At 72.2% G+C, this 22887-nt stretch carries 20 protein-coding genes and 1 pseudogene; 12 read left to right on the top strand and 9 right to left on the bottom strand.

The window, feature by feature from the left end:
- Positions 1 to 41: 41 nt before the first annotated feature.
- The 4 genes from aspA (at position 42) to ACIPK3_RS28555 (ending at position 5318) form a co-directional block, all read left to right on the top strand.
- Entirely contained in the window at positions 42 to 1451 is a 1410-nt protein-coding gene (gene aspA, locus ACIPK3_RS28570) for an aspartate ammonia-lyase (RefSeq protein ID WP_402574206.1), read from the top strand.
- Positions 1452 to 1487: 36 nt separating this feature from the next.
- A complete protein-coding gene (locus tag ACIPK3_RS28565) occupies positions 1488 to 2447 on the top strand; it encodes a glutaminase (RefSeq protein WP_402574204.1) in 960 nt (319 codons plus the stop codon).
- A 112-nt stretch (positions 2448 to 2559) separates the two neighbouring features.
- Positions 2560 to 3954 carry a polyprenol phosphomannose-dependent alpha 1,6 mannosyltransferase MptB gene (gene mptB, locus ACIPK3_RS28560; protein WP_402574202.1) on the top strand — a complete coding sequence of 465 codons (1395 nt, stop codon included), beginning with the start codon at positions 2560 to 2562 and terminating at the stop codon, positions 3952 to 3954.
- A complete protein-coding gene (locus ACIPK3_RS28555; RefSeq protein WP_402574201.1) occupies positions 3951 to 5318 on the top strand; it encodes a glycosyltransferase 87 family protein in 1368 nt (455 codons plus the stop codon). The genes mptB and ACIPK3_RS28555 overlap by 4 nt, the downstream gene beginning before the upstream one ends.
- A gap of 11 nt (positions 5319 to 5329) precedes the next feature.
- Here the strand turns inward: ACIPK3_RS28555 and ACIPK3_RS28550 are convergent.
- Both ACIPK3_RS28550 and rho read right to left on the bottom strand, forming a co-directional pair.
- Positions 5330 to 6181: pseudogene (locus ACIPK3_RS28550) on the bottom strand (D-alanyl-D-alanine carboxypeptidase family protein); the annotation flags it as partial.
- An 85-nt stretch (positions 6182 to 6266) separates the two neighbouring features.
- Positions 6267 to 7418 (bottom strand): transcription termination factor Rho, encoded by a 1152-nt coding sequence (rho, locus tag ACIPK3_RS28545; RefSeq protein WP_402574200.1) that lies wholly within the window; start codon positions 7416 to 7418, stop codon positions 6267 to 6269.
- Between the two features lie 341 nt (positions 7419 to 7759).
- Here rho and ACIPK3_RS28540 point away from each other — a divergent pair, with 341 nt between their 5' ends.
- Positions 7760 to 9004 carry a cytochrome P450 gene (locus tag ACIPK3_RS28540; RefSeq protein WP_402574198.1) on the top strand — a complete coding sequence of 415 codons (1245 nt, stop codon included), beginning with the start codon at positions 7760 to 7762 and terminating at the stop codon, positions 9002 to 9004.
- Positions 9005 to 9020: 16 nt separating this feature from the next.
- On the opposite strand, the gene ACIPK3_RS28535 is transcribed toward ACIPK3_RS28540, so the two are convergent.
- Positions 9021 to 9428, bottom strand: a complete 408-nt coding sequence (locus ACIPK3_RS28535; RefSeq protein WP_402574197.1) for a nuclear transport factor 2 family protein — start codon at positions 9426 to 9428, stop codon at positions 9021 to 9023.
- A gap of 125 nt (positions 9429 to 9553) precedes the next feature.
- Here ACIPK3_RS28535 and ACIPK3_RS28530 point away from each other — a divergent pair, with 125 nt between their 5' ends.
- Positions 9554 to 10279: a class I SAM-dependent methyltransferase gene (locus ACIPK3_RS28530; protein WP_402574195.1), complete on the top strand. Its 726-nt coding sequence runs from the start codon at positions 9554 to 9556 to the stop codon at positions 10277 to 10279.
- A gap of 28 nt (positions 10280 to 10307) precedes the next feature.
- On the opposite strand, the gene ACIPK3_RS28525 is transcribed toward ACIPK3_RS28530, so the two are convergent.
- Both ACIPK3_RS28525 and ACIPK3_RS28520 read right to left on the bottom strand, forming a co-directional pair.
- The gene (locus ACIPK3_RS28525; RefSeq protein ID WP_402574193.1) at positions 10308 to 11276 is read right to left on the bottom strand and encodes an acetylxylan esterase; all 969 of its coding nucleotides are present in this window, start codon (positions 11274 to 11276) and stop codon (positions 10308 to 10310) included.
- Positions 11277 to 11460: 184 nt separating this feature from the next.
- Positions 11461 to 12045, bottom strand: a complete 585-nt coding sequence (locus ACIPK3_RS28520; RefSeq protein WP_402574192.1) for a hypothetical protein — start codon at positions 12043 to 12045, stop codon at positions 11461 to 11463.
- A gap of 240 nt (positions 12046 to 12285) precedes the next feature.
- On the opposite strand from ACIPK3_RS28520, the gene ACIPK3_RS28515 reads away from it, so the two are divergent.
- On the top strand, positions 12286 to 13017 hold the full coding sequence (locus ACIPK3_RS28515) for a GNAT family N-acetyltransferase (RefSeq protein ID WP_402574190.1): 732 nt from the start codon (positions 12286 to 12288) through the stop codon (positions 13015 to 13017).
- Positions 13018 to 13026: 9 nt separating this feature from the next.
- Here the strand turns inward: ACIPK3_RS28515 and ACIPK3_RS28510 are convergent, their stop codons facing one another.
- Positions 13027 to 13428, bottom strand: coding sequence for a MarR family winged helix-turn-helix transcriptional regulator (locus ACIPK3_RS28510; protein ID WP_402574363.1), 402 nt, complete (start codon positions 13426 to 13428; stop codon positions 13027 to 13029).
- Between the two features lie 123 nt (positions 13429 to 13551).
- Here ACIPK3_RS28510 and ACIPK3_RS28505 point away from each other — a divergent pair, with 123 nt between their 5' ends.
- Together ACIPK3_RS28505 and ACIPK3_RS28500 are read left to right on the top strand one after the other, a co-directional pair.
- Positions 13552 to 14598: a hypothetical protein gene (locus ACIPK3_RS28505; RefSeq protein ID WP_402574188.1), complete on the top strand. Its 1047-nt coding sequence runs from the start codon at positions 13552 to 13554 to the stop codon at positions 14596 to 14598.
- 181 nt (positions 14599 to 14779) lie between these two features.
- On the top strand, positions 14780 to 15556 hold the full coding sequence (locus ACIPK3_RS28500) for a putative protein N(5)-glutamine methyltransferase (RefSeq protein WP_402574186.1): 777 nt from the start codon (positions 14780 to 14782) through the stop codon (positions 15554 to 15556).
- Between the two features lie 21 nt (positions 15557 to 15577).
- On the opposite strand, the gene ACIPK3_RS28495 is transcribed toward ACIPK3_RS28500, so the two are convergent.
- Together ACIPK3_RS28495 and ACIPK3_RS28490 are read right to left on the bottom strand one after the other, a co-directional pair.
- Entirely contained in the window at positions 15578 to 16132 is a 555-nt protein-coding gene (locus tag ACIPK3_RS28495; protein WP_402574184.1) for a hypothetical protein, read from the bottom strand.
- A gap of 178 nt (positions 16133 to 16310) precedes the next feature.
- Positions 16311 to 18377: a SpoIIE family protein phosphatase gene (locus tag ACIPK3_RS28490; protein ID WP_402574182.1), complete on the bottom strand. Its 2067-nt coding sequence runs from the start codon at positions 18375 to 18377 to the stop codon at positions 16311 to 16313.
- A 284-nt stretch (positions 18378 to 18661) separates the two neighbouring features.
- Between ACIPK3_RS28490 and ACIPK3_RS28485 the strand changes: the two genes are divergently transcribed.
- The 3 genes from ACIPK3_RS28485 (at position 18662) to ACIPK3_RS28475 (ending at position 21816) form a co-directional block, all read left to right on the top strand.
- Positions 18662 to 19030, top strand: a complete 369-nt coding sequence (locus tag ACIPK3_RS28485; RefSeq protein ID WP_402574180.1) for a hypothetical protein — start codon at positions 18662 to 18664, stop codon at positions 19028 to 19030.
- A 134-nt stretch (positions 19031 to 19164) separates the two neighbouring features.
- On the top strand, positions 19165 to 21180 hold the full coding sequence (locus tag ACIPK3_RS28480; protein WP_402574179.1) for an FAD-dependent oxidoreductase: 2016 nt from the start codon (positions 19165 to 19167) through the stop codon (positions 21178 to 21180).
- A 36-nt stretch (positions 21181 to 21216) separates the two neighbouring features.
- Positions 21217 to 21816 (top strand): PadR family transcriptional regulator, encoded by a 600-nt coding sequence (locus ACIPK3_RS28475; RefSeq protein WP_402574177.1) that lies wholly within the window; start codon positions 21217 to 21219, stop codon positions 21814 to 21816.
- On the opposite strand, the gene ACIPK3_RS28470 is transcribed toward ACIPK3_RS28475, so the two are convergent.
- Positions 21796 to 22416, bottom strand: a complete 621-nt coding sequence (locus ACIPK3_RS28470) for a hypothetical protein (RefSeq protein ID WP_402574175.1) — start codon at positions 22414 to 22416, stop codon at positions 21796 to 21798. The genes ACIPK3_RS28475 and ACIPK3_RS28470 overlap by 21 nt on opposite strands.
- Positions 22417 to 22887: the final 471 nt, after the last annotated feature.

Here is a 22887-nt window from a genome sequence, read left to right as displayed (position 1 = left end):
CGTCGAAACTCCCCCTTCCACCGAAAGAGGACCGCACCCCCATGCCCACCGTCACCCGAAACGAACACGACCTGCTCGGACACCGTGACGTCCCCGGTGACGCCTACTGGGGCATCCACACCCTGCGCGCGACCGAGAACTTCCCCATCACCGGTACGCCCATCTCCGCCTACCCCCACCTGATCGACGCCCTGGCCGCCGTGAAGGAGGCCGCCGCGCTCGCCAACGAGGAACTCGGGCTGCTGACACCGGAGAAGGCGACCGCGATCGTCACTGCCTGCCGTGAGATACGGTCCGGGAAGCTGCACGACCAGTTCGTGGTGGACGTCATCCAGGGCGGCGCCGGGACCTCGACCAACATGAACGCGAACGAGGTCGTGGCCAACCGGGCGCTGGAGCTGATGGGGCACGAGAAGGGGCAGTACCAGCACCTGCACCCCAACGAGGACGTCAACCTCGGCCAGTCCACCAACGACGTCTACCCGACCGCGGTCAAGGTCGCGACGGTCTTCGCGGTACACGGGCTGCTCAGGGCGATGGCCCGGTTGCAGGACTCATTCGCCGGCAAGGCGGTCGAGTTCCGGGACGTGCTGAAGATGGGGCGCACCCAGCTCCAGGACGCGGTGCCGATGACGCTCGGGCAGGAGTTCTCGGCGTACGCCGTCATGCTCGACGAGGACCGCAGCCGCCTGGCCGAAGCGGTCGAGCTGATCCACGAGATCAACCTCGGGGCCACGGCCATCGGCACCGGACTCAACGCCCCCGCCGGATACGCCGAGGCCGCCCGCCGCCACCTCTCCGGCATCACCGGGCTGCCGCTGGTCACCGCGGCCAACCTGGTCGAGGCCACCCAGGACTGCGGGGCGTTCGTCCAGATGTCCGGTGTGCTCAAGCGGATCGCCGTGAAGCTCTCCAAGAGCTGCAACGACCTCAGGCTGCTCTCCTCCGGCCCGCGCGCCGGTCTGGGCGAGATCAACCTGCCGCCGGTGCAGGCCGGTTCGAGCATCATGCCGGGCAAGGTGAACCCGGTGATCCCCGAGGTCGTCAACCAGGTCGCCTTCGAGGTGATCGGCAACGACGTCGCCATCACCATGGCCGCCGAGGCCGGACAGCTCCAGCTCAACGCCTTCGAGCCGCTCATCCTGCACTCCCTCTCGGAGAGCATCACCCATCTGCGCAGCGCCTGCGTCACGCTCGCCGAGCGCTGCGTGGACGGGATCACCGCCAACACCGAGGTGCTGCGCGCCACCGTCGAGAACTCCATCGGCCTGGTCACCGCCCTCAACCCGTACATCGGCTACACGGCGGCCACCGACATCGCCAAGGAGGCCCTCGTCACCGGCCGGGGTGTGGCGGAACTCGTCCTGGAGAAGGGCCTGTTGCCCGCCGAGACGCTCGCCGACCTGCTGCGTCCCGAGGTCGTGGCGGGCAGCGGGGCACGCACCGCCTGACCTGCCCCGACGCGTGAGGACCGGCCCGGAGGGACAATGGTGATCATGACAGCGACGTCTGCTTCCTCCACGTCCCCCACGTCCCACACCTTCCTGCCGGTCCTGGAGCGCATCGCCGAGGAGATCGACCGGACCCCCGGTCGCGGCCGCCCCGCCGACTACATACCGGCGCTCGCCGCCCGCGACCCGCGCAGCTTCGGCATGGCCGTGGCCGAACCGGACGGCACGGTGTACGGGGTGGGGGACTGGCGGGAGCCGTTCTCGACGCAGTCCGTCACCAAGGTCTTCACCCTCGCCCTGGACCTGGCCCGCGAGGGCGACGAACTCTGGGAACACGTGGGCCGCGAGCCGTCAGGCAACCCGTTCAACTCCCTGGTCCAGCTGGAGTACGAGAACGGCATCCCGCGCAACCCGTTCATCAACGCGGGCGCCCTCGTCGTCACCGACCGGCTCCACACACGTACCGGAGACGCGGCCGGAGAGCTGTTGGCGTTCCTGCGTACCGAGAGCGGCAACCCCGCGCTGGACTTCGACGCGGAGATCGCCGCCTCCGAGACCGCGCACGGCGACCGCAACGCGGCACTCGGCCACTTCATGGCGTCCTACCACAACATCGACAATCCGGTGCCCGTCCTCCTCGACCAGTACTTCCGGCAGTGCTCGGTCGCCGCCTCCTGCGCCGATCTCGCGCTGGCCACCGCCTTCCTGGCCCGGCACGGCATCCGCGCCGACGGCACCCGGCTGCTCTCCCGCAGCCAGGCCAAGCAGATCAACGCGGTGATGCTGACCTGCGGGACGTACGACGCGGCCGGCGAGTTCGCCTACCGGGTGGGACTGCCCGGCAAGAGCGGGGTGGGCGGCGGCATCATCGCGGTCGTACCCGGCCGGTGCGCCCTGTGCGTGTGGAGCCCGGGGCTCGACGAGCACGGCAACTCCGTGGCGGGCGTGGCAGCTCTGGACCGGTTCACGACACTGACCGGGCTGTCGGTGTTCTGAACGGCGAGCAGCGCCGTCCGGGCCACACGCCGGTCATGCCCAGGCCGCTCACCGGAGGGCGGCACGTCGCCGTCCCGCCATACGGCGTTGACACGCTTGCCCGGTGTTGGCCATGGCATTTCCCGTCGATCTACGCCGCTGCCAGGTACTCGGCCTGGCCGGAACCGCCTGCCTGGCTCTGGGCGGCGAGGCCGCCGGAGCCCTGCCGGTCCGTGACCTCCTGGCCCCCGCCTCGGTGCGCGCGGCCCTCGGTCTGGTCGGGGTGTACTTCGGTGTCGTACTGCTGATAGCGGCCTGGGCGCTGCTGGGACGCCTGGTCCGCGGCGCCGAGCCGCCCACCCCACGTGCCCTGCTGCTGGTACTGGCCGTCTGGGCGGCACCCCTGCTGCTCGCGCCCCCGCTGTTCAGCCGGGACGTGTACAGCTACCTCGCGCAGGGCGCCATGGTCGACGCGCACATGGACGTGTACACGCACGGTCCGGCGTGGCTCGGCGGTCCCTCGGCCGACGAGGTCGCCCCCGTGTGGCGCGACACGGGGGCGCCGTACGGCCCGGCGTTCCTGGCCGTGGCCTCCGCCCTGTCCGGTGTGACCCGCGGCGAGCTGCACGCCGGGCTCATCGGGATGCGGCTGATCGCCCTGCTCGGCGTGGCCCTGATGGCCGTCGCGCTGCCCCGGCTGGCCCGGCACAGCGGCGCCGACCCGGCCGCCGCCCTGTGGCTGGGCGCCCTCAACCCGCTGGTCCTGCTGCACCTGGTCGCGGGCGCCCACAACGACGCGATGATGCTGGGGCTGCTCGGCCTCGGCCTGGTCGCGGCGCTGGGCGGGCGGCCCGCCCTGGGCGCCGTACTCGTCACACTGGCCGCTCTGGTCAAGGCGCCCGCCGCCCTCGGTCTGCTCGCGATCGTGGTCGTCCAGGCGCGCGGGGGCCGGAGCTCCGTGCGGTCGGTGGCGGTGACCACCGCCGCGGCCGGGGCCACGACGATCGCCGCGACGGCCGTGGCCGGTACCGGCTACGGCTGGATCGGCGCCCTGGACACCCCGGTCTCACCGCAGAACTGGGCGCTCACCAGCCTGCTGGGCCGGGCCACCGGCGCACTGCTCGAACACCTCGGCAGCGACCTGGCACCGCTGGCCGTGCCCGCCTGGCATCTGTTCGGCCTCGCCGCCACCGCCGTGGCCGTCCTGTTCATCTGGGTGCGGCTGCGCCTGCGGCCGGTGTACGCGCTGGGGCTGAGCCTGCTGACGGTGGCCGCCTTCGGCCCGGCGATCCGCCCCTGGTACCTGCTGTGGGGCCTGTTCCTGATAGCGCCCGCCGCGCTCAGCACGACGGTACGGCAGCGGGCGGCGGCGCTCGCCGGAGTGCTCGCGCTGGCCGTCCTGCCCAGCGGCGGACCGGCGGACACCGGCCAGCTGATGCTCGCCGTCTCCGGCGGGATGCTCGCGGTGGTCGTGCTGTGGCAGGCCCACCAGGCCGCTCAGGCCCCGGCGCTCGGAGGGACGGCATGACCTGGCCCCGGACCGACCGCGGCCGACTGTTCCTCGTCGGCGCCGTCGGCGCCGCGGTCACCGTCTTCACCGCGACCGTGCCGCTGCTGCGCGACTGGTTCGACCTGCGCGTCTACTACGGCGCCGTGAACACCTGGGTTCACCACGACGGCCGTGTCTACGACTACCAGGTCCCCGGAACGTCCTACGGCTTCACCTATCCGCCGTTCGCCGCGCTCGCCATGGTGCCGATGGCTCTCATCGGGCTGCGGACCGCGATCGTCGCCTCCGTGCTGCTCAACCTGGCCGCGCTGGCCGTCGTTCTGCGTGTCCTGGCCGGGTCGGGGTGGCGGCGGTACGGCTGGTACGGCTGGTCGCTGGCCGTCTGCGGGCTCGCCCTCTTCGAACCGCTGCGGGACACCTTCAGCTTCGGCCAGGTCAATCTGCTGCTGCTGTCCCTGGTGCTGGTGGACGGGGTACTGCCGGCGGCCGGACGGGACCGCTGGGCGGGCGTCGGGATCGGTCTGGCCGCGGCGATCAAACTCACTCCGGCCCTGTTCATCGGGCTGCTGCTGCTCGGCCGCCGCTGGCGGGCCGCGGCCGTGGCCACCGCCGTGGCCCTGGCCGCTACCTGCCTCGCGGCCCTGGTGGACCCGGCGGCCTCACGCTTCTACTGGACCGAGGCGCTGTGGGAGACCGGACGGGTCGGCCGCCTCGACTACGTCTCGAACCAGTCGGTGCAGGGCGTACTGGCCCGCCTCGGTGAACCGGGCCGAGGGGTCTGGGCGACGGCGGTCCTGCTCGTGCTGTGCGTGTGGGCGTGGCGGGCGCGCCGGGCGGTGCGGGCGGGGAACTGGACGGCGGCCTTCGCGCTGACCGGCCTCGCGGCCTGTCTGGTCAGCCCGATCACCTGGGTGCACCACCTGGTGTGGCTGCTGCCGTCCTTCGCCGTTCTCGTCCGGTCCGGGCACCCGCGGGTCGCGGGCGCCCTGTACGCGGTGCTGTGCACCAGCGTGGTGTGGCTGTGGTTCGACGACGCGTCCGGCGTCGGCGGATTCCTCGGAAGCAACGCCTATACCTGGATCACCCTGGTCCTGCTGCTGGGTCTGCCGACCGGTCAGCCGCGCACGGTCCGGCCGTTCTTGACCCGCAGCACCAGTGCCAGTGCCCCGGCACCCAGTCCGGCGGCACCGGCGATGACCCCGGTGGCGGCCCAGTCGGTGTCGTCCTCAGGGGCCGAGGGCGCGGCCGCGGCCACCGGCGGGGCGGGCTTCGGCCGCAGCCCGTCCAGCGAGCCGACCGCGTCGACCCTGCCGGAGGCCGCGAATCCCCAGTCGAGCAGCTCGCGCGCCTCCTCGTACACGGTCAGCCCGCCGTCCGCCTGAGGGTTCATCACGGTGACGATGAGCGTGCGGCCGCCCCGGCGGGCGGCCGCGACGAGAGTGTTCCCGGCGTTGGTGGTGTAGCCGTTCTTGATGCCGATGAGGCCCGGGTAACGCGTCACGCCGTCCTCGCCGGTGAGCAGCCGGTTGGTGTTCTCGATGGCGAACGACCCCGGGCCGTCCGGGAACTGCGCGTCGACGGTGGCGCAGTAGCGGGCGAAGTCCGGGTTGTGCAGCCCGGCCCGGCCGAAGACCGCGAGGTCGTAGGCCGAGGACACCTGGCCGGGCGCGTCGTAGCCGTCGGGCGAGACGACATGGGTGTCCAGGGCGCCCAGGGTGCGGGCCTTGGCCTGCATTCCGGCCGCGGTGCGCTGCCAGCCGCCGTAGAGCGAGGCGAGTACGTGCACGGCGTCGTTGCCCGAGCTGAGGAACACCCCGCGCCACAGGTCGGCGACCTGGTACGTCTGCCCTTCGACGACCCCGACCAGGCTGCTGCCCTCGCCCACCTCCTTCAGTTCCTCCTGCCGCACGGTGTGCCGGACGGCGCCGGGCAGGACCGGCAGCACGGTGAGGGCGAAGAGTGTCTTGAGGGTGCTGGCGGGGGGCAGCCTGCGGTGCGCGTCGCTCGCGCCCAGCACGTCACCGCTGCCGGCGTCGGCGACCAGCCAGGACAGCGCCGAGACGTCCGGGACCCCGGGCGCCCCGGGGTGCGGTCTGACCTGCGTCCCGGACCGGTAGAGGACCGACGGCTGGGGCACCGTCGTTCCGCTGCGGGAGGCGGCCGCGGCGGGTGTGAGCGCGAGGACGCCCGCCAGACCGAGGGCGCAGGTCGACACAGCCACCCGGGAAGAGAATCCGATAGTCATATGATCAACGTAGGAACCGTCCCGCCTTACATCGTGCTGCCAGGGCCGGACGGGCCCCGTGAGCAACCCGGATGCCGCACGCCTGTCAGCCGGCCGGCAGGGTCGGCTGGACGCGACGCAGGAAGGCCGCGTTGTCAGGGGTCTCCCGCAGGCGCGTCAGCAGGGTCTCCAGGTTGGCCGGGCCGCCGTCCCGGGACAGCAGGGCCCGGCGCAGACCGCGTTCGGCCGTCAACTCGGCCGGGGGCAGGAGCAGTTCCTCCCGGCGGGTGCCGGACGAGGCAAGCTCCACGGCCGGAAACACCCGGCGGGCGGCGAGCTCCCGGTCGAGCCGCAGCTCCATGTTGCCGGTGCTCTTGAGCTCCTCGAAGAAGTAGCCGTCGGCGCGGGAGCCGGTGTCCACCAGGGCGGTGGCGAGCACGGTGAGCGAACCGCCCTCCTCGGTGTGGCGCGCCGCGCCGAAGAACCGCTTGGGCCCCAGCAGCGACGCCGCGTCGACGCCGCCGCTCAGGGTGCGCCCGCCGGAGGCTGCCGCGTTGTTGTGGGCCCGGCACAGCCGGGTGAGTGAGTCGAGGAGGATCACCACGTCCTCGCCGTCCTCGACGAGCCGCTTGGCCCGTTCGATCACCAGCTCCGCGAGCGCGATGTGCCGCCCGGGAGCCTGGTCGAAGGTCGAGGCGTACACCTCGCCGCGCACGGAGCGCCGCATGTCGGTGACCTCCTCGGGGCGCTCGTCCAGCAGCACCACCATCAGCCGGCACTCGGGGTGGTTGCCGGCGACGGCCGCCGCGAGCTGCTGGATCAGCACGGTCTTGCCGGTCTTCGGCGGGGCCACGATCAGCCCGCGCTGGCCCTTGCCGACCGGCGCGAACAGGTCGATGACGCGCCCGGCCAGGCCCGACGCCGGGTGCTCGAGCCGGATCCGCTCGCTGGGGTGCAGCGGGGTGAGATCCCGGAAGTGGGCGCGGTCGCGGGCATCCGCGGGGTTGCGGCCGCCCACGCGGACGACCTCGGACAGGGAGCGCTGCGCTCCGCGGACGCCTTCGACCAGGTCGCCCCGGCGCAGGCCGTGACGGCGGATCAGCGCGGGGGACACCTGGAGGTCGGAGGGGGACGGCAGGCAGCTCGTGGCGCGCAGATGCCCCTTTCCGTCGGCGTCGATGTCCAGGACCCCGGTGACGGGCCGGGACGCGGCGGGCTGCTGCCGCGCGGGAGGGTGTTCGAGTGTGGTGGCGGTCATCGGCGGTCCTTTCACGGACGGAAGACATGAGGAGGCATGAGGAAGGGGGAGAAATGAGCCGCGGGTGAGGGAGGCGGATACGCGAGCCTCCGGGCGGCGGGAACAGCACCCCGGACGCCAGAGAACGTCAGAGACGTGGCGGTGGTGCGATGAAGCTGTCGTGCCCCGGTCGGGAAAGTTTCGCCGGGTGGACAGTCGTGAAGAAGTGGAACCGGCACCGGCGCCCACAGTGGGGCGTGCACAGGTGCTCTTGGCAGAGTACCACCTCTGTTCCCCGGCCGGTGCCGCACCTACCATCGGTGAGGTCGCGTCCAGCCGAACTTCCGTCAGGAGAAACTCCGTTGGAGACCTCGACGCCCACCCCGCCGCACCGCCTCGACCCCGCCGGCGGCTGCCCGCACGCCGACAACGCACGGTTGCTGGCCAGTGGCGCGGTGGCACCGGTGCTGCTGCCCCAGGACGTCGGCGCGATGGCCGTACTCGGGCACGAGGCGCTCAGGGAGTTCCTTCAGCACCCGGACGTCGCCAAGGACGTGACGCACTTCACCGCACTGCGCGAGGGGCGTATTCCCGAGGGGTGGCCGCTGGCGACCTTCGCGGTCGTGAAGGGCATGACCACCGCCGACGGCGACGACCACCGCAGACTGCGGTCGCTGGTCAGCCGGGCGTTCACGCCCCGGCGGGTCGAGGAACTGCGGCCTCGCGTCGAGGAGCTGACCGCATCACTGCTCGACGGCCTGGAACGGGCCGCGGACGCGGGCGACGGGGTGGTGGACCTGCGAGAGTATTTCGCACTTCCGCTGCCGATGGGTGTGATCTGCGAACTCCTCGGCGTCGAGGCCGAGTTCAGGCACCGCCTGCATGAGCTGAGCAATCAGGTGGTGGCCACCGACATCGGGCCCGCCGAGGCGGTGGCGGCCAACCGCGAACTCGTCGGCACTCTCGTGGCGATCGCCGCCGCGAAGGCCGAGCGGCCGGGCGACGACCTCACAAGCGCCCTGATCGCCGCGCGCGCCGAGGACGGCGACCGGCTCGGCCACGAGGAACTGATCGGCACCATGATGCTGATGATCATCGCCGGTCACGAGACCACGCTCAACCTGATCACCAACGCCGTACGGGCCCTGTGCGGTCACCCCGGGCAGCGGGCTCTCGTCGCGGCGGGGAAGGCCGGCTGGGCGGACGTGGTCGACGAGACGCTGCGCTGGGACGCTCCCGTCAGCTACTTCCCGTTCCGGTATCCGGTGCGCGACCTCACCGTGGACGGCACCCTCATCCCCGCTGGCACGCCCGTCCTCGCCGGGTACTCCGCGGCCGGACGTGACCCGGCCGCGCACGGGCCGGACGCCGACCGGTTCGACGTCACCCGCCCCTCCCGGCCCGACGCCGTGCGCAACCTCTCGCTCGGGCACGGCGCGCACTACTGCCTGGGCGCGCCGCTGGCCCGGATGGAGGCCACCATCGCGCTGGAGCGGCTGTTCACGCGCTTCCCCGGGCTCGACCTCGCCGTGCCCGAGCAGGAGCTTCCCCGTGACGCCAGTTTTGTCGGCAACAGCGTCGCGTCGCTGCCGGTGCGCCTGGGGTGATCCCGGGGGAGGGAGCTCAGGCGGACGGTGCCTCCGCCTGCTGCGCCTCCGTCGCGATCCGGTCGAACTGGGCGGCCATGGCCTCGGACAGCGCCTGTGCCCCGGACAGCGGGCGCACCATCACCGTGAACTCGTCGATCAGGCCGTTCTCGTCCACGTGCAGGAAGTCGCAGCCGCCGATCTCCCGGCCGCTCACCCTGGTCGTGAACACCAGCGCGTGGTCCCGGCCGTCGGCACCGGCGAGCTCACGCTCGTAGCGGAAGTCCTCGAACACCCGCATGACCCCGCGCAGGATCGCCGCCGTGATCGCCTTGCCGCGGTACGGCTTGAACGCGACCGGGCTGGTGAAGACGACATCCGGGGCCAGCAGGGCCTCGACGGCGTCCAGGTCGCGGGCCTCGACCGCCTCGCGGAACGCGCGCATCCGCTCACCTCATAGTCAATTAGTTGAGTAGGTGGCGACGACGATAGGCCGCGGCCGCCGGTGTGTCCACACCGGAGCGCTTTCCCTCCGGGTGTGGCTGCCCGCCGGGGCACTAGTCTGGCCGGATGTTCCGCCCCGAAGGCCCGAGCCTGCGTGAACTCGCCGTGCAGGCGCTGTCGTCCGTCGAGCACGGCTACGACCTGCTGGCGCCCGAGTTCGACCACACCCCGTTCCGCACCCCGGAACCGGTGCTGGAGTCCGTCGCCACGGCGCTGGCCCGGCTCGGCCCCTTCGAGGACGGGCTCGACCTGTGCTGCGGCACCGGCGCCGGGACGGACGTACTGGCGCGTGTGTGCCGCGAGAGTGTCACGGGCGTCGACTTCAGCGCGGGCATGCTCGACGTGGCCCGGCGGCGGCCCGGACCCACGGGGCCGCGGGTCGTCTGGGTGCGCGGGGACGCCCGCGCCCTGCCGTTCGCGTCCGCCTTCGACCTTGTGGTGAGCTTCGGCGCCTTCGGTCACTTCCTGCCCCGTGAACTTCCGGGCCTGTTCGCCGGGGTCCGCTCGGTCCTCAGGCCCGGCGGCCGCTTCGCGTTCCCGGTGTTCGCCCCGCCGCGCCCCTCACGGCCCGGATTCTGGGTTCTGCTCGGCTTCGACACTGTCATGCGGGTGCGCAACGCGGTGTGGCGGCCGCCGTTCGTCATGTACTACCGGACGTTCCGCTTCGGGACCGTGCTGGAGCAGTTGGAGCGCGCCGGGTTCGCGGTCGGTCTGCACACCCTGCCGGAGTTCGGCCGGCGCGACGACGGAAGCCCCCGCGGTCGGCTGGTCGTGGCGCGACGGCTGCCGTAGGGGCCGCCGGGCACGCCCGCGGCCCGTCTCAGGCGTACGACCGCAGCCAGCGCAGTTGCTCGGCCTCGTGGAAGGGGCCGCCGCCCTCGTGGTCGTTGAAGTCGTACACCTCGATCGCCTTGTCTTCGTGCGCCCAGGCGTTGAACGCGGCGAACACCGTCGACGGCGGGCACGTCTGGTCCTCCAGCGCCGTCGAGAACAGCGCCGGGGCCCGGCCGCGGGCCGCGAAGTGGACGCCGTCGAAGTAGGAGAGCGTGCGCAGCACCTCGGGGTAACGGCGGCGGTGGGTCTGGAGGTAGAGGCCCACCTCCCGGTAGGGGAGACGGTCCGTCAGGGTCGTGGCGCGCGGGAAGTCGCACAGGAACGGCACGTTCGGCGCGACCGCCAGCAGGTCGGGCACCAGTGCGCCCACGGCCAGGGTGATGCCGCCGCCCTGGCTCGAACCGAGGGCGACGGTCCGGGACGCGTCCGTCAGCGGATGCGAGCGAGCCGCCTCCACCGCCCGTACCGCGTCCGTGAACACCCGCCGGTAGTAGTAGTTCTCGGGTGCGTCGATGCCCCGTGTCATGAACCCGGGATAAGCGGGGGCGCTGCCCACCGGGTCCGCGGTGCCGCCCCCGCCGCTCCCGGCGCTGCCCTGGCCGCGGGTGTCCATCACGAAGTGCGCCCGGCCCGTCGACGCCCACAGCAGGTGCTCGTGCGGCAGGCCGCGTCCCCCGCCGTAGCCCACGAACTCCACCACCAGCGGCAGTGGTTCCGCCGCCCCGGCGGGCAGCAGCAGCCAGCCGCGCACCGGGTGACCGCCGAACCCCGCGAAGGTCACGTCGTACACCCGCACCGTGGACAGTCCCGCGTCGACCGGCTCGAAACGGGCGGCCAGATCGTGCTCGCGGGCCTCCTGGAGGGTCTTCGACCAGAAGGCGTCGAAGTCCTCGGGCTCCACGGACTCGCCGCGGTACTCGCGCAGCGCGGCGAGGGGGAGATCGAACCGAGCCATCGGCAACCGCCTTCGGGATGTGGCCGTGCGGGCGGTCACACCGTATGCGGACCGCCGCGCGACCTGCCAGACACGCGTACGTGGTGGCACGCGTGCGTCCTGGGCACCCGTGTGTCCTGGCACGTGCGTGTCATGCGTGCGGTGTGACACATGGGTGTCGTGTGTGCGGTGCGACCCATGAGCGTCATGCTCTGCGCCGAGTCCACTCCGGGCCGGTGCGCGACCAGTCCCGCTCCCACTCGGACATCCGGCGGCGCAGCGAGACACGGCGCAGCAGCCCGTGGCCGACGAGGGTCACGACCGCGGCCGAACCGGCCGCGCACAGGCCGACCGCGACGGTGTGCTGCCACACCGACACCTCGTTGGGCGGCGCCGCGACCCCGCGTCCCGCGGAGTCGAACCACACGTCCACCATGTCCCCCGGGTGCGTGCCCGCCGGGATGCGGGTCACGGCCGTGCGCGTCCCCTCGCCCGGTTCGGTCCAGCGCACCCACGCCCGGAAGGCGTGCTCCCGGCCGCCCTGCACCACGGGCAGCTGGCCGGGCTCGGCGCCGAGCACCCGGGCGTGGACGCGGTGCCGGTCCTGGCGTTGCGCCGTGGCGGCCGTCCGGCCCTCGTCGTGCGCCCACAACCCGGCCAGGGCGCCGGCCAGGGGCGTACCCACCAGCAGCAGGACGGCGACGGCCAGCGCGATCCACCCCTCCACGACGTCCGACCGGCGCCGCAGCGGGTTGTCCCGCCAGTGCCAGCCGCGAACCCGGGTTCGCATGTCGACCTCCCCGCCGTACCGGAGTCCGGAGCCCGAGTGTCCTCACCCGTGTCGTACCCCGTACGGCGTAGCTCGCTCACCTCGTGGACCACTTGTTCACGGCGGCGTCGCCCTTCGCGCAGGACCCCGGCCCGGTCTCGGGGCGACCCCGCGGCGGTGCGCGACACCCCTGGTGATCCACCGGGGTCCACCGGTCCGGGATACTCCTGATGGCGGAACGCGACGAGAATGAGGGAACACATGCGCGAGGTTCGTGGTGGGCTTGACCTGGGCGGCTCTGCGGGCGGCCGAGCCCCGCACGTCCTCGACAACCCCGCCCTGGCAGCGCTGACCGGTCCGCATGCGCACTTCGCCGAGCGGCGCGGCCGGGTGCTGCGCTATCCGGTCGACGTGACCCCCTGGCAGGGCCTGCCCGCCGAGCCCGACGCGGACGACTGGGCGGACCTCGTCGCCCTGGCCGGGCCGGGCAACGAGGTTCCGCTGCTCGGTTACCGCGGACGGGTACCGGCCGGCTGGAAGATCACCTTCCGCGTCGCGGGCGTCCAGATGGTGGACGACGGGATGTCGGCCGCCCCGGACGCGGAGGCGATCCTTCTCGGCCGCTCCGACGTGCCCGAGATGCTCGACCTGGTCGCCCGTACCCAGCCGGGGCCGTTCCTGCCCCGCACCATCGAGATGGGCACCTATCTGGGCATCCGCCGCGAGGGCGCCCTGATCGCGATGGCGGGGGAGCGGCTGCACCCGCCGGGCTGGACCGAGATCAGCGCGGTCTGCACCGACCCCGCCTTCCGCGGCCAAGGCCTGGCGGCCAGGCTGATCCGCGCGGTCGCGTACGGCATCCGCGAACGCGGTGAGACCCCGTTCCTGCACACCGGGGCGGCCAATTCCAACGCCATCCGGCTCTACGAGTCGCTCGGCTTCCGGCTGCGCCGTGAGACCGCGTTCGTCGGGGCGCTGCCGCCGAGCGACTGACCGGACCGCTCAGCCGTTCCGGTCGGCCCGGGGCGGCTCCGCGTTGTACCGCTCCAGATACCGGGCGAAGCGCTGGAGATCCTCCTCCGGCCAGTCGGCGAGCCGCTCCCGGAAGGCGGCCCGGCGGCTCTCGGTGACCTGGGCGAGGATGTCCCGTCCGGCCTGCGTCGGATGCAGCACCTGCACACGGTGGTCCGCCGGATCGGTGCGGCGCTCGACGAGAGCGGTCCGCTCCAGCGCGGCCACCTGGCGGCTGACCGTGGACTTGTCCAGGGCGTAGTGCGCGGCCAGGTCGGCGGCCCGGCAGCCGCCGCTCTCCTCCAGGTGCCCGAGCAGCGTGTACGACACCAGGGACAGCTCCGGGTGCATGCGTCCCGCCGAGGCGCGGGCACGGCGGGCGAAGGCCGTCATCTCGCGCTGAATGGTCTCGACGGCCCTCTCCGCTGCGGTCACGGGAATGCCTCCTCCGACGATCTGGTTGTATATTACATCTTGCCTGAGAGTTGTATAAGCCAACTATTGGAGGTCGCGTCGATGAAGTCACCGGAGCTCCGCCATGTGATCACCCATCTGATCACCCCCCTGCTGATGTGCCTGGGCATGGGACTCGCGTACATGGGAGCCTTCGTGACGCCCGAGCCGCACCACCTGTCCGTCGCCGTCGTCGGCTCCACACCTCAGGCGAAGGTGTTCGCCCAGACGGTCAAGGACAGCGGAGGGGACCGCCTCGACGTCCGCACGGTCGCCACCCGTTCCCAGGCCGCCGACCTGCTCAGGGCGCGGGACGTCACCGGCGCCTACGTGCCGGACCGGAAGGCACCGGAACTGCTGGTCGCCACCGCCGCGTCCGACACGGGCGCCACCGCCGCCGAGAAGGTCTTCACCTCGGTCGCGGCCGAGGAGGGCGCCCCGCTGAAGGTCACCGACGTGGCCCCGCCGGTCTCCGACGACCCCACCGGGCAGGGACTCTTCTTCCTGCTGATCGCCGTGAGCATCGGCTCGTACGCCTCGGTCGCCGCACTCGGAGCCGCGGGCGCCGCACTGCCGATGCGGGTGCGGGCCGCGCTGGCACTCGGCGTCGCGATCGTCGTGGGCGGCATCGGCACGCTGCTCGCCGGTCCCGTCTTCCACCTCGCGCACCACGAACTCGCCCGGCTGTGGGGAATGGCCTCGCTGTACTCCGCGGGCATCCTCTTCATCGGCGTCGGTCTGCACACCTTCCTGAAGCGCTGGACCACCCTCGTCATGATGGTGCTCTTCGTGATGCTCAACTTCACCAGCTCCGGCGGTCTGTTCCGGCCCGAGCTGCAGAACGGCTTCTTCGGGTCCCTGCACGCCTTCTGGAACGGCGCGGGATTCGTCGAGGGAGTCCGCAGCCTGCTGTACTTCGGCCGCGACGGCATGGCCGGCGACGTGTGGACGCTGGTGGTGTGGCTGGTGGTCGGTCTCGCCCTCACCGGGATCGCGGCGGCGCACGAGCGCGCCAGGACGTCCACCCCGGCCGTCGCCGTGCCCGAGCCGCTGCCCGCGGCAGTGCCCGCGGCCGTGGAGGAGGAGGTCGAAGAGACGGTCGGCGTCTGACCGTTGAGGTAGTGTGACGGTCCGGCCGCGGACCGTCCCGGCCACGAGCCACCGAGGAGGTGGGACCCATTACCGCTGTGTCAGCTGGGGTGCTCCCTCCTCAGAGCCCTGTGGGCCACCGGTCGTAGGCGACCACGAGAGCACCCTTCGGCCCCTGGTCCCCGAAAGGCTCTCGCCTCTCATGCCCCTGTTGTCCCCCACCACCGTCGTCTCCGCCCTGCGCGCCGCCGGGTGCGTCTTCGCCGAGGACGAGGCCGAACTGATCCTCGCCACGGCCCGCACACCGGACGAGGCCACCACGATGGTGGAGCGGCGCGTCGTCGGACTGCCTCTCGAACACGTCCTCGGCTGGGCCGAGTTCCACGGACTGCGCGTCCTCGTCGAGCCCGGGGTCTTCGTACCCCGCCGCCGTACCGAGTTCCTGGTCGACCAGGCCCTCGCCCAGGCGCCCGACGCGTCCGTCGTCGTGGACCTGTGCTGCGGCTCCGGCGCGGTCGGCGCGGCACTGGCCACCGTCCTCGGCCCGGTCGAGCTGCATGCCGCCGACGTCGACCCGGTCGCGGTGCGCTGCGCCCGCCGCAACCTCGACACCCACGGCGGTCACGTCCACACCGGCGACCTGTACGACGCGCTCCCGGGCGACCTGCGCGGCCGGGTCGGCATCCTCGCGGCGAACGTGCCGTACGTACCCACCGGCGAGGTGGCCCTCCTGCCCACGGAGGCCCGCGAACACGAGCCCCTCGTCGCCCTGGACGGCGGCACCGACGGCCTCGACATCCTGCGCCGTGTGACCGCCGGCGCGCCGCACTGGCTCGCCCCCGGTGGCTGCCTCCTGTCCGAGACGAGCGAACGCCAGGCCCCGGCGGCCGCGGCCGCCTTCACCGCGGCCGGACTGGCCACACGCCTCGCGGTGTCCGAGGAGTTGGGCACCACGGTGGTGATAGGCGTCAGAGGCTGAGCTCCTGAGCCGTGCCCCCGGTCAGGTGGTCGCGCCGCTGTCCGACGGTTTCGGGGAGGGCGCGTGGTCCGGGGAGCAGCCCCGGCCGTCGCGGTGGTGGCCGCCGGCGCGGTCGAACGCGCCGGCGGCGGCGAACTTCGCGGTTCGGGTGCCGTCGGCGGTTCGGGTGCCGGCCAGCAGGGCCGTGTCGCCCTTCTTCAGGGCGTCGGAGCTCTCGTTGCTCTCCTTGCCGCGCACCTTGGTGTCCGGGCCCACCGTCCAGGTCCACTTGGCGCCGTCGCCGCTCGCCACGGTGACCTGGTCGCCGTCCACCTTCTCGACGGTGCCCCGCTGCCAGACCCGTACGACCCACTTGCCGGTGTCCCGGTCCTTGACGGTCGCCTCGCCGTGCCCGTCGAGGCCGCGGAGGCCGAAGAACCCGTGACCGCGCCCCTGACCGTGGTCCGGCGACGGCGATGCGGACGAGGAGGAACTCATGGCCACCGGTACGGCACCGGAGGCCGGCCCGTGCGAGCCGGCCGCGTAGGCGGCGGTGCCGCCGAGCGCCAGCGCCACGAACGCGGCCCCGACGGCCACCCCACGCCACCGTCGGCGTGGCGGCGAACCCGGTTCCCGGTTCTGCGGACAGGTCGGTGTCGGCGGTTCGGGCATGACAGCTCACTCCCATCGGCCACGACACGCGGCATCCTGTGCCCATGCCTCCCTGTGATTGTGCGAGGAGGCCGATAAGACCTCGGTAACGAACAGCTGTGTGTCAGGTCAGCTCCTGCGCCCGCGCGACCAGCACCGCCACGTCGTCGTGGTTGTCGGGGTGGTGCAGGGTCCGCAGCAGCAGGTCGCAGGTCTCCTCCAACGGCCGGGCCGGGTCGTCCAGCAGGGAAAGGAGGAAGTCGAGGCGGTCGTCGAGCGAGTCGCTGCGCGTCTCGACCAGACCGTCGGTGTACAGGACCAGTTCGTCGCCGGGGGCGAAGTCGACGGTGGTGGTACTGAAGGCGACCCCGCCCACACCCAGCGGCACCCCCGTGGGCAGGTCGAGCAGCTCCGGCGGGTGACCGGGACGGATCCGCACCGGAGGCAGATGCCCGGCGTTGGCGATCCGGCACTGGCGCAGATGGGGGTCGTGGACGGCGTACAGGCAGGTAGCGATGGAGTGGTCCAGCTCCGAGGTGGTCTTGTCGAGATGTTCCAGGAGCAGCGCGGGATCGAGGCCCAGCGAGGCCAGTGTGTTCGTCGCGGTGCGCAGCCGGCCCATGGTGGCGGCCGCGTTGATGCCACTGCCCATCACGTCGCCCACGACGAGCGCCGTTCTGCCGCCGTCCAGCGGGATCACGTCGAACCAGTCGCCGCCGACCTCGGTGGTGGCGCCCGCGGGCTGGTAGCGGGAGGCGACCTCGAGTCCGTTCGTGAGACGCGGATGCACGGGCAGCAGGCTGCGCTGGAGGGTGAGGGCGGTGTTGCGGGCGTTCTGGTACCAGCGTGCGTTGTCGATCTGCACCGCCGCGCGGGCGGCCAGCTCACGGGCGAGCAGCAGGTCGTCCTCGTCGAAGGGCTGCGGGTTGGCGGCGCGTTTGAGGTCGAGGGCGCCGAGCACCTCGCCCCGGGCGATCAGCGGCACTGCCAGATAGGAGTGGACCCCTGCCCGGGCCAGCAGTTCGGCGGCCTCCGGGGAACGGGCGATCCGCGGCAGGTGCTCGTCCTTCACCAGCGGCACCAGCACCGGGCTCGCGCCGCGTACGCACTCGGTGATCAGGCGGTCGGGAGCGTACCGGGCGGGCCGTCCGGCCGGGTCGGCCGCCCGCAGGGCTTCCTCGCCGGTCTCCGCACGCAGGGCCAGGGTGCGCAGCACCGCCGGCTCGGCCGGGTCGAGGGTGCTGGGGCGGCCCTCCACCACGGAGTCGAGCAGGTGTACGGCGGCGATGTCGGCGAGCTCGGGGACGGCGACGTCGGCGAGCTCGCAGGCGGTGCGGTCCAGCTCCAGGGTGGTGCCGATCCGGGTGGAGGCGTCCGCGATGACCGCGAGGCGGCGCCGTGCGGTCTCGGCCTCGATCCCGGCCCGGTACTGCTCGGTGACGTCCACGACCGACGCGGCCACGCCGAGCACTTTTCCGAGGGCGTCCTCCAGCCGGTAGAGCGACACCGTCCAGGCGTGCTCCTCGTCTGGGTCCGCCGGGGTTCTGCCGACCGTCGACGCGTCCACGAGCGGCACGCCGGTCTCCAGGACCCGGCGAGCCGCACTCTCCAGGGTGTCGGCGTCCATCAGCGGGAGCAGTTCGCGAACGGTCCGCCCCACGTGCTCCTCGGCCGCGACGCCGTTGATCTTCGCCAGGGCCGGGTTGACGGACACGTACCGCAGCTCGGTGTCCAGCACCGCGAGTCCGATGGGCGACTGCTCCACCATCCGCTCCGTCAGCGCCACATCCTGTTCGAGGCGGTGCACCGTCGAGCGGTCGGCCGCGAGCCCCAGCGCGTACACCTTGCCCCGGTCGTCCAGCAGCCGCATGTTCCGGAACTCCACCAGACGCGTGCCGCCGTCCCTGGTCCGGACGGGAAACGCCCCGGCCCAGCTCTGACCGGTGCGCATCACGTCGGCGAACAGCTTGCCGACCAGGTGGACGTGCTGTTCGTGCACCATCAGCCGGGCGGCGTACTCGCCCAGCGCCTCTCCGGCCGGGTAGCCGAACAGCTCCTCCGCCTGCGGGCTCCACAGCACGATGCGCCCCTCGGAGTCCAGGACCACCGACGCCACGCCCAGCACGTCGAGCAGCCCGCTGGGACGTACCGGCTCGTCCCCCTGGATCACAGGAGCCTCGGCTGGACTCATTCCACGCACCGCCTTCGACCGACCGCACGGCAGGCCGTCCCCCGCCGACTCCCCTTGTTCTACCGCGCTCACACCGAATCTCCGACGCCGCGGACGACTGTTTCCACCATCCCGCAACAAGACGGTGGCCGTACGGCGAAGTCGGCAGAGCGCGGTCAGTCACGGATATGACCCTTACCACTACCCGCCGCATTGTCGCCGGCGCCGCGACCCATGGTGACGTGTCCGGAAAGTGGTGGTTTTCTGGGTGGTGTGACACCGCCGCCACGAGAGGAGGGATCACGATGACCGGTCAGCGAACGCACGACGAGTCCGTTTCCGTCGCGATCAGCGGATGCAGCAAGGAAGACGCCCGGATCGTGTTCGACGCCCTGTGCACGTGCTTCGAGTCGGACCGGTGCGCCGAGGACGTGCCGCAGCAGCTCCACGAGACGCGCCCCATGGTGTGGCTCGGCACGTTCGAGGTCACGGACGCCCACGAGTGCGCGTCCCCGGTGCACCTGTCGTCCACCGTCGAGGCCGACGCGCACGGCGGCTACTGGGCGATCGACCGCCTTCGCACGACGCTCGACTCCCTCTTCGGGGTACGTGACCTCGCCTCGACCTCGGGCGACCAGGAGAAGGAGCTGCACGTCCTGCTCGAAAGCCGGTGAGCCGGCTCCCGCCTTACCGCCCGGTCACCGGAGTGGCCGGGCTCACCTCCGGAGGCTTATGCAACTAGTTGCAAAACCTTGGGGTCGTCCTCTACAACAGAGACGACGACACCGCGTACGGAGGCGACCCCCCAATGAGCCGATTCCCCCACCTGCTGAGCCCCCTCGACCTCGGCTTCACCACCCTGCCCAACCGTGTGCTCATGGGCTCCATGCACGTAGGCCTGGAAGAGGCCGAGCGCGGGTTCGAGCGGATGGCGGAGTTCTACGCCGCCCGTGCGCGCGGGGGAGTGGGTCTGATCGTCACTGGCGGCATCGCGCCCAACGACGAGGCGCGCCCGTACCCGGGAGGGGCGAAGCTCACCACCGAGGCGGAGGCCGAGCAGCACAAGGAGATCACCGCCGCGGTGCACCGCGAGGGTGGCAGGATCGCGATGCAGATCCTGCACTTCGGCCGGTACGCCTACCACGAGGACCTGGTGGCCCCGAGCCCGCTCCAGGCCCCGATCAGCCCGTTCCAGCCGCGTGAGCTGACCGACGCCGACATCGAGCGGACCATCGACGACTTCGCCCGCGCCGCCCGCCTCGCCCGGCAGGCCGGTTACGACGGCGTGGAGATCATGGGCTCCGAGGGCTATCTGATCAACGAGTTCATCGCCGCGCAGACCAACCGGCGCACGGACCGCTGGGGCGGCTCCTACGAGAACCGCATGCGCTTCCCCGTCGAGATCGTCCGCCGGGTGCGCGAAGCCGTCGGCGAGGACTTCATCATCATCTACCGGCTGTCCATGCTGGACCTGGTCCCCGGCGGTTCCACGCTGGACGAGGTCGTCACCCTCGCCAAGGCCGTCGAGGCGGCCGGAGCGACGATCATCAACACCGGCATCGGCTGGCACGAGGCCCGCATCCCCACCATCGCCACCTCCGTCCCGCGCGGTGCCTACACCTGGGTCACCAAGCGGCTGATGGGCGAGGTGTCGGTGCCGCTGGTGACCACCAACCGCATCAACACCCCCGAACTGGCCGAGGAGATCCTCGCCGAGGGCCGCGCGGACATGGTGTCCATGGCCCGTCCGATGCTCGCCGACCCCGACTTCGTCAACAAGGCGGCCGAGGGCAGGCCCGAGGCCATCAACACCTGCATCGGCTGCAACCAGGCCTGCCTCGACCACACCTTCAGCCTGCAGATCACCTCCTGCCTGGTGAACCCGCGCGCCTGCCACGAGACCGAGCTGGTGCTCTCCCCGACCCGGCTGCGCAAGAACGTCGCCGTCGTCGGCGCCGGTCCGGCCGGCCTCGCCTGCGCGGTCAGCGCGGCCGAACGCGGCCACGCGGTGACCCTGTTCGACGCGGCGAGTGAGATCGGCGGCCAGCTCAACGTGGCCCGCAAGGTCCCCGGCAAGCAGGAGTTCGACGAGACGCTGCGCTACTTCCGCCACCAGCTCGCCGCGCACGGCGTGGACGTACGGCTCGGCGCCTGGGTCACCGCCGACGACCTCACCGGCTACGACGAGGTCGTCGTCGCCACCGGCGTCACCCCGCGCACCCCCGACATCCCCGGCGTCGACCACCCCCGCGTCCTCGGCTACCTCGACGTGCTGCGCGACGGTGCCCCCGTCGGAGACCGGGTCGCGATCCTCGGCGCGGGCGGCATCGGCTTCGACGTGGCCGAGTACCTCACCGACGGCGGTGACAAGGCGAGCGAGGACCCGGCGACGTACTTCCGCAACTGGGGCGTCGACATGGACTACCAGGCCCCCGGCGGCCTCACGGCCCCGCGCCGCACCGCATCGCCCCGCACCGTCCACCTGCTCCAGCGCAAGACCACCAAGGTCGGTGCCGGCCTCGGCAAGACCACCGGCTGGATCCACCGCAACGAACTCAAGCACCGCGGCGTCACCATGGTCCCGGGCGTGCGCTACGACCGTATCGACGACGCGGGCCTGCACGTCACGGTCGGCGAGGAGAGCACGGTCCTGGAGGTCGACACCGTCGTCCTGTGCACCGGACAGGAGCCGCGCCGGGACCTGTACGAGGCGCTGGTCGCCGCCGGGTGCAGCGCGCACCTGATCGGCGGTGCCGACGTCGCGGCCGAACTGGACGCCAAGCGCGCCATCAAGCAGGGCACCGAGCTGGCGGCGGCGCTGTAACAGATCCCTGGAAACCGGGTTCCCTAGGATGAGGCCATGTCACTCCCGCACGCGATCCTCACCGCCCTGCTGGAGAAACCGTCGTCGGGGCTGGAGCTGACGCGCCGCTTCGACCGGTCGATCGGCTACTTCTGGTCGGCCACGCACCAGCAGATCTATCGCGAGCTGAGCCGGCTGGAGGCCGAGGGGCACATCCGGGCGCTCCCGGCCGAGCTGCCGGCCCGCGGGCAGAAGAAACGGTACGAGGTACTGCCCGCGGGCCGCGCCGAACTGGCCCGCTGGACCGCCGCGTCACAGGACCCGAAGCCGCAGCGGGACGTACTGCTGCTGCGGCTCCGGGCGGCCGCGGTCGTCGGCACGGCGGGACTCGCCGACGATCTGCGCCGCCACCTCGAACTGCACGGGCGCCAACTCGCCGAATACGAGGAGATCGAGCGGCGCGACTTCCCGGCGGGCAAGGACGGCCCACAGGACCGGCTGCGTCATCTCGTCCTGCGGGCCGGCATCGACCTGGAGACTTTCTGGACCCAGTGGCTCGCCCACGCGGTGAAGGAACTGGACGAGCTGCCGGACGACGGCCCCGCACAGCCGCTCGCCCAGCCGCCCGCCCGGCCCTCAGAGCCGGAACGGCCGTGAGCGACGCCGCAGGAACCAGCCCCCGGCGATGACGGCGCTGCCCACCAGAGCCGCGCCCACGCCGAGGGTGAGCGGGCCGTAGTCACGGGCGGCACCGCCCAGTCCGCCCATCACGCCCTTGGGCGCGGCGGGCTGATTGGGCTGGGCGGGCTGATTCGGCTGGGCGGGCTGGACCGGCTGGTTCGGCTGAGCCGGCTGGTTCGGCTGAGCCGGCTGGTTCGGTGGGACGGCGCCCTTGGTCGGGGCGCCCGCGGCGGAGACGACGACGGACTGGGAGCCCGCCGTGCTGCCGTTCGAGCAGACCACCACGACGTTGTACGTGCCGGGGCCGACACTGCTGAAGGCGGCCGACTGGCTGACGGTCGTACCGGTGAGGTTGGCCTGACGGCCCTGGGAGCTGCCTCCCAGTAGGGACGCGGTGCCCCAGCTGCCACTGCCGTTGTTCTGCTTGCAGGCACTGGTGGTGACCGACACCGTGTTCCCGATGGTGCTCACGGAGATGCCCGAGGCCGCGACGGACGGCCCGGCGAGCCCGGTAGCAAGCACGGCGGCGGCCGCCACGGTCAGGCCGGAGCGAAGGACGATTCGAGTAGTGCGCATGGTCTGACCTCCGGCGGCACGGTTGGCGGTACGTCCGATGCGCCGCCGAGGGTCGGAAAACGCCCGTGCTGCCTCAGGGGAAGCCAACGTGCACCCGGCGCCGCCCGCATGCGGACACGGACCGGCCGGGTGACGGACTGCGCCGTCCGGTGGACGCACGGGGCCGTGGCGGGCCCGAACGGGGCAACGCAACGCGTCGCACGTATCCGCGTCCCCTAGGACGGCATGATGATCAGGACAGCAAAAGTCCGGACCAATATGACTCCGTCGGTGTGACAGCGGCAAGCGGCAGGCCGCGTTGACGGTGGCTCGGGAAGGTTACGTATGCTGAGATTCCCCTTGTCCGAACTCCCGGGAAACGAGAGGGAGTTCGTTCCTGCGGCGCGGAACGCTGTCGTCGCTGCTCCCGCGCCGACGCGGGCGGCCGGGGCGCCCTGGGCCGACCCCGGGCCAGGGCCCCGGCCCCCGACT

This window comes from Streptomyces sp. NPDC086787 (assembly GCF_044745865.1).
GTDB lineage: Bacteria > Actinomycetota > Actinomycetes > Streptomycetales > Streptomycetaceae > Streptomyces.
The sequence above is the reverse complement of the archived record's forward strand: the minus strand, read 5'-3'. Positions and strand labels throughout refer to the sequence as shown.

Coding starts and splice junctions, on each gene's coding strand:
- ACIPK3_RS28535 (WP_402574197.1), bottom strand. CDS start 9,428: ATGCGCGCGTTCCGCGAGGCGGTCGAGGCCCGCGACCTGGACGCCGTC.
- ACIPK3_RS28470 (WP_402574175.1), bottom strand. CDS start 22,416: ATGCGCACTACTCGAATCGTCCTTCGCTCCGGCCTGACCGTGGCGGCC.
- ACIPK3_RS28510 (WP_402574363.1), bottom strand. CDS start 13,428: ATGACGGCCTTCGCCCGCCGTGCCCGCGCCTCGGCGGGACGCATGCAC.
- mptB (WP_402574202.1), top strand. CDS start 2,560: ATGGCATTTCCCGTCGATCTACGCCGCTGCCAGGTACTCGGCCTGGCC.
- ACIPK3_RS28565 (WP_402574204.1), top strand. CDS start 1,488: ATGGTGATCATGACAGCGACGTCTGCTTCCTCCACGTCCCCCACGTCC.
- ACIPK3_RS28520 (WP_402574192.1), bottom strand. CDS start 12,045: ATGCGAACCCGGGTTCGCGGCTGGCACTGGCGGGACAACCCGCTGCGG.
- ACIPK3_RS28505 (WP_402574188.1), top strand. CDS start 13,552: ATGAAGTCACCGGAGCTCCGCCATGTGATCACCCATCTGATCACCCCC.
- ACIPK3_RS28490 (WP_402574182.1), bottom strand. CDS start 18,377: ATGAGTCCAGCCGAGGCTCCTGTGATCCAGGGGGACGAGCCGGTACGT.
- ACIPK3_RS28480 (WP_402574179.1), top strand. CDS start 19,165: ATGAGCCGATTCCCCCACCTGCTGAGCCCCCTCGACCTCGGCTTCACC.
- rho (WP_402574200.1), bottom strand. CDS start 7,418: ATGACCGCCACCACACTCGAACACCCTCCCGCGCGGCAGCAGCCCGCC.
- ACIPK3_RS28555 (WP_402574201.1), top strand. CDS start 3,951: ATGACCTGGCCCCGGACCGACCGCGGCCGACTGTTCCTCGTCGGCGCC.
- ACIPK3_RS28525 (WP_402574193.1), bottom strand. CDS start 11,276: ATGGCTCGGTTCGATCTCCCCCTCGCCGCGCTGCGCGAGTACCGCGGC.
- ACIPK3_RS28530 (WP_402574195.1), top strand. CDS start 9,554: ATGTTCCGCCCCGAAGGCCCGAGCCTGCGTGAACTCGCCGTGCAGGCG.
- ACIPK3_RS28485 (WP_402574180.1), top strand. CDS start 18,662: ATGACCGGTCAGCGAACGCACGACGAGTCCGTTTCCGTCGCGATCAGC.
- ACIPK3_RS28500 (WP_402574186.1), top strand. CDS start 14,780: ATGCCCCTGTTGTCCCCCACCACCGTCGTCTCCGCCCTGCGCGCCGCC.
- ACIPK3_RS28475 (WP_402574177.1), top strand. CDS start 21,217: ATGTCACTCCCGCACGCGATCCTCACCGCCCTGCTGGAGAAACCGTCG.
- ACIPK3_RS28515 (WP_402574190.1), top strand. CDS start 12,286: ATGCGCGAGGTTCGTGGTGGGCTTGACCTGGGCGGCTCTGCGGGCGGC.
- aspA (WP_402574206.1), top strand. CDS start 42: ATGCCCACCGTCACCCGAAACGAACACGACCTGCTCGGACACCGTGAC.